Here is a 4,603-nt window from a genome sequence, read left to right on the forward strand (position 1 = left end):
CCCTCCGTCGGCTGCCGAGCTCGCCTATAGGCAGCCGACGGAGGGCGGAGGGTCCGCCCCAGGTGGGCACGGGGGAGCCGACCCGCGGTGCGGGTACTCGCCTGGGGCGGACCGGTCTACGGAGTCGGCGCCGTCGCGAGTGTCAGGCCGACGACGAGGCCGCATGACGCGCTGATGCCGATGATGAAGAGGACCCCGGCATAGCGTCCGACGACGCGCATCATGGCTGTCGCCTCTCGCCGACGGCGGGTCCCCGGGCTGGTCTCGACGGGGCGGTAGCTCGTGCGCGTGGCGTGGGACGTACTCGTGTGGGGCCGTCTCATCGTGGTCCGTGGGATGTGCGCAGGATGTGGGCCCAGACCGTCTTGCCCGTCGGTTTGCGCGCGTGGTGGCCGACTCGTACGGCCAGGGCGCTGACGAGCGGCAGCCCACGGCCGTGTTCCTCCTCGGACGTAAGACGCAGAGCCATCGGAGTGCGGGGGCTTGCGTTCGACACCTCGATCAAGCAGCTGTGGTCCGTCGAGGTCAGAGCGACTTCGAAGAGATGCCCGGGAACGTGTCCGTGCAGCACGGCGTTCGTCGCGAGCTCGCTGGAGACCAGGACGACCCGGTCGATGTCGTCGAGTACGTATCCCCACTCGCTGAGCGTCTTCTCGGTCTGGCGCCGGACGAGGGAGACGCATGCGGCGGTCGAGCTGAACTGCATGCGCCATCTCCGGGCGGTCTGCTGGTCGTGCATGGCCATCGCGTACATCGCGTCCCCTCATCGCGGGCGGTTGGAGGACCAGCTCACCGCGAAGGGCCATCACGTAATCAGGTCACGGTGATTACCCAACGTGGGTAATATCCAGAGCGGCTGACCAACCGCCAGACGCCACCGCCTGATGCGGCAGAGGAGCGCATGTGCCCGGACCCCAGCCTCAGCACGGACTTCCGCCCGAACTGCTCGCGAGCCCCGAGTGGCAACGTGCATGCCGGCAGCGCGATTTCGCGAAGGTGTTCCACCTCGTGAAGGTGAAGGCGGGCATCTATCCGTCCCGTGTGGCCGCCTTGTGCGGGATGACGCCGAGCCGGGTCGGGGAGATCATGTCGGGGCGGCGCGGGCTCGCCCACATCGATGTGATCGAGCGCGTGGCCGATGGACTCCGTATCCCCGGCGCCATGCTCGGGCTCGCCCACCGGCCCTGGGAAATCCCGTCCCCCGCAACGTCGCGAGACCGCCTCCCGAGCCTCCCGAGCCGTTCGGCGCAGGCATCCGAGACCTCCGCCGACGCTGAGCGGAGTCCTGACGCCGAATCCCACAGTGATCTCGACGACTTGCTGACGCTCGCAGACGGGAGGGTGACGCGATCGACGCTCCTCGCCCTGCGGTCATCGGTTGAGGACTACTGGCGCCGTGACGACGAGCACGGCGGCGCTTCCCTGCGCCCGGCTGTCGTGGGGCACCTTCGGTACGTGACGCAGATGATGCGCAGCGTCCGCGCTCCCCTGCGCCGCGATCTTCAGTCACTCGCTGCGGAACTTGCTCGCCTCGCCGGGTGGGCCTACTTCGATGCCCGCCAGTACAGCACCGCGCGCAGCCACTTCACCCAGGCCCTGCGGCTCTCACACGGGCAGGACGACTATCTCTTCATGGCCAACGTCCTGTCCTGCATGAGCCTGCAGGCAACCTACGACGGGCAGCCCGCAGACGCGGTAGCGCTGGCCTGCAAGGCCCAGGACAGCGCCCGCGCCGCCGGCGGGCAGCCACTGGTCATGTCGATGCTCCACATGCGGGAAGCCTTCGCCCACGCCACACTCCGCGACGCCGCCTCCTGCCACCAGGCCATCGGGCGGTCCCGGGACGCGTACGAGCGAGCCCGCGGCCAAGAGGGCGAGGCGCCTTCCTGGGTTCGCTACTTCGACGAGACGAAACTGATCGTCGACACAGGAATCGCGCTGGCCAAGCTGGGCGAGTCGGAACGCGCCGAGCCGCTGATCGCCGAGGGCCTGCGGCGGGAAACAGGCGCCCAGCAGCGTGGTCGCGCCTTTCACGCTTTCTGGCTGGCTACGGCCCAGCTCCAGCAGGGCAAGCTGGATGCGGCGTGCCACAGTGCCGGGCTCGCCCTGGACCTCAGCGCGTCCCTCGATTCACCGCGGGTCGCGGGCCACGTCCAGGAGTTTCACCAGCGCCTCGCCCCCTACGCCCGCGAGACACCCGTGATCGCCTTCGAGCAGCGTATGCGCGAGGCCCTCGGCTAACTCGTTGCGCTGGTGGCCTCGTCCAGCAGGAGGTACAGCAGGCCGACGAGGCTGCCGCTGCTGACCACCTCGCGACGGTCGATCATGCCGCGGATCTCGGACATCGGGATCCACTCGATACGGTCCGACTCGTTCAGTTCGGTCGGCGGGCCCGCATAAGCGGCAGCCTGTGCGCGGAAGACATGATGTTCCGAGTCGGTGATGCCGTTCGCCGGCTGCGCGTACACCAGAGGCTTCAGACCCTCCACCCGCCAGCCGGTCTCCTCCTCCACCTCACGAGCCGCCGCCTGCTCCGGCGTCTCGTCGGCCTCGATCAGGCCCATCGGCAGCTCCCAGCCCCACGTGTCCGTGATGAACCGATGGCGCCACATCATCAGCACCCGCTTCTGCTCATCCACCACCGCGGCGACCGCGAGATGCCGCATCCGCACCACATGGTGCTCCCAGCGCCGGCCGTCCGGCTGCTGGACATCCACGAGCCAGAGGTTGACCCACGGGTTGCTGTAAATCTGACGCTCGCCATGAACCGTCCACCGCATGAGCCAACTCCCCTTCGCCGCCGTGCAGCACCAAGAATGTCACTTGGACGAGAAGCCGTCTGCCCCGTCAACGACTTCCGGCCGGTGCTCGCGTGATCCAGCCGAAGTCGCCTTGGCCCGGACTCCCCGTTGAGCCCCGTTCCTCGGTGTGGGCCCGTCAGCGCGTGATCGCTTGTCTGGCGGGTTGGTGATACGCCAGGTGAGGACTTCGGCCGCCGAGTGGGCGACGCCCAGCAGTTTCGGCCTAAGCTAGGGCGGTAGTGAGGGCAGGCCAGGCGGGGGCGGTGGTCTGCTGGCGTGGGGCCCGGCGGGCGAGGTCGGTGAGCGCTGGCTGGGCCGTGGTGGCGTAGGCGACGCGGAGGTGCACCAGCGTCTGCTCGGCTGCTGAGGCTTGCTGCTCGTGGAACGTCACATAATTCGGCTCTGTCGCTGATCTTGTGACCGTTTCTGGCTCTCGCGAGCACTGCGAGAGCCCAGAAGACGTCATGCTGATGGCAGTTGGAATCCCGCCCCGGTAAGTTAGTGATCTTCGGTTGGCGCAAGCTGCCGGAGTCCCTGAAGGCGAACACTCGTGATGAATTTCGATCAGCCTCGCACACGACTTCGTCTCGATGCCGCGCTGGACGGCCTGGCCGTCATCTTCCGCGGGATGACCGCTCACCCCGACGAGTACAACTGCGACTGCCACTGGGGCAGCGCGGAAGACCTTGCTCAGCTCAAAGTGGCGGACGCGGAGCTGGACTTTGATCTCCTGCAGCGCACATGGCAGGCAATCGACTGGACAGACCACGCATCCGTGCTGCGCCGGATCCTGCCTCAGTTCGCCTCGGCCCTCGTCGGCGGCCTCATCGAACCCCTCTTCGGCATGGAGAAGGTCGGGCTCGCGTTCGCTCTCGGCAACTGGCAGAAGTGGCCCACCGAGCAGGCCGGCGCAGTGGAGGAATTCCTGCATGCCTGGTGGGCGTACACGCTCACCCATCCGGATCCCACCGTGCCTGCGCATGACCTCCTCGTCCTGACTGCCGAGGCAACGGGCACGCTGAGCCCGTGGCTCGACGCCTGGGCAGCGCTGAGTGGCCCTGTGGCCGACGGACACCTGGCCAAGGCCGCAGAACACTGGGAGTACGAACTGCTCGGTGACCAACTTCCCTGGAGTGCTTGGGAGAACGAGGAAGACATGCGCGCCGAACTGACTGCCTGGCTTGTCCGCTACGCGCCTGTCCGGCTCCGTGCCCACGGCGCAACGGAAGACCTCCTTCACCGGATACGACTCCTTGGCGTCACCGGAACCGACCGATATGAGGACCCACACTGGCCCGGTCACCGCTACTGAAGCGCACCGGCGAGAAGCCGTCGTCGGTGATGGTCTGGACGCCGGAGCACACCGGCCTCCTCCTCGACCACGTCGCGGAGGCCGGGCTCATCACCGTCGCCAAGCAACTCGTGGTCGACGGCCGGGAGGTGTACGAGACGCAAACGGCCCCGGACGAGACGTCCGAGGCCGAACAGAGCGCCTCCCTGGGGGAGAAACCCCAGGTCAGCTGCTTAACGCGTTGTGCCCCCGGCAGGATTCGAACCTGCGACACCCGCTTTAGGAGAGCGGTGCTCTATCCCCTGAGCTACGAAGGCAGGGGTTTGTGGGAAGCCTTGTCGCGGACCCAGTGGGTGGGTCTTGACCCGGCTTGACAAACCCGGTGGTCGGAGAGGTTCTGGACGGCTGGTGCGGCGGAACCTGGGCGGCCACTGACAGGGTAGCGGATGTGTCGGGCGGCGCGCTTATCTGTTGGGGGTGGGCGGGCGGGGGAGGGAGCGGGAGAAGGTGA

At 67.7% G+C, this 4,603-nt stretch carries 4 protein-coding genes and 1 tRNA gene; 2 read left to right on the forward strand and 3 right to left on the reverse strand.

Going from position 1 to position 4,603, the window contains the following annotated elements:
- Positions 1 to 319 precede the first annotated feature (319 nt).
- Positions 320 to 754: an ATP-binding protein gene (locus tag GA0115259_RS16390; RefSeq protein WP_093597102.1), complete on the reverse strand. Its 435-nt coding sequence runs from the start codon at positions 752 to 754 to the stop codon at positions 320 to 322.
- Between the two features lie 149 nt (positions 755 to 903).
- Between GA0115259_RS16390 and GA0115259_RS40335 the strand changes: the two genes are divergently transcribed.
- Positions 904 to 2,241: a helix-turn-helix domain-containing protein gene (locus tag GA0115259_RS40335; RefSeq protein WP_161230390.1), complete on the forward strand. Its 1,338-nt coding sequence runs from the start codon at positions 904 to 906 to the stop codon at positions 2,239 to 2,241.
- Here the strand turns inward: GA0115259_RS40335 and GA0115259_RS16400 are convergent.
- Positions 2,238 to 2,780 (reverse strand): NUDIX hydrolase, encoded by a 543-nt coding sequence (locus GA0115259_RS16400; RefSeq protein WP_093597109.1) that lies wholly within the window; start codon positions 2,778 to 2,780, stop codon positions 2,238 to 2,240. The two genes, GA0115259_RS40335 and GA0115259_RS16400, sit on opposite strands and share 4 nt — an antisense overlap.
- Positions 2,781 to 3,354: 574 nt before the next feature.
- Here GA0115259_RS16400 and GA0115259_RS16405 point away from each other — a divergent pair.
- On the forward strand, positions 3,355 to 4,113 hold the full coding sequence (locus GA0115259_RS16405) for a hypothetical protein (RefSeq protein WP_093597112.1): 759 nt from the start codon (positions 3,355 to 3,357) through the stop codon (positions 4,111 to 4,113).
- Positions 4,114 to 4,336: 223 nt separating this feature from the next.
- Here the strand turns inward: GA0115259_RS16405 and GA0115259_RS16410 are convergent.
- Positions 4,337 to 4,409, reverse strand: a tRNA-Arg gene (locus tag GA0115259_RS16410).
- Positions 4,410 to 4,603: the final 194 nt, after the last annotated feature.

It is taken from the genome of Streptomyces sp. MnatMP-M17 (assembly GCF_900091995.1).
In the GTDB taxonomy this organism is placed as follows: Bacteria; Actinomycetota; Actinomycetes; order Streptomycetales; family Streptomycetaceae; genus Streptomyces.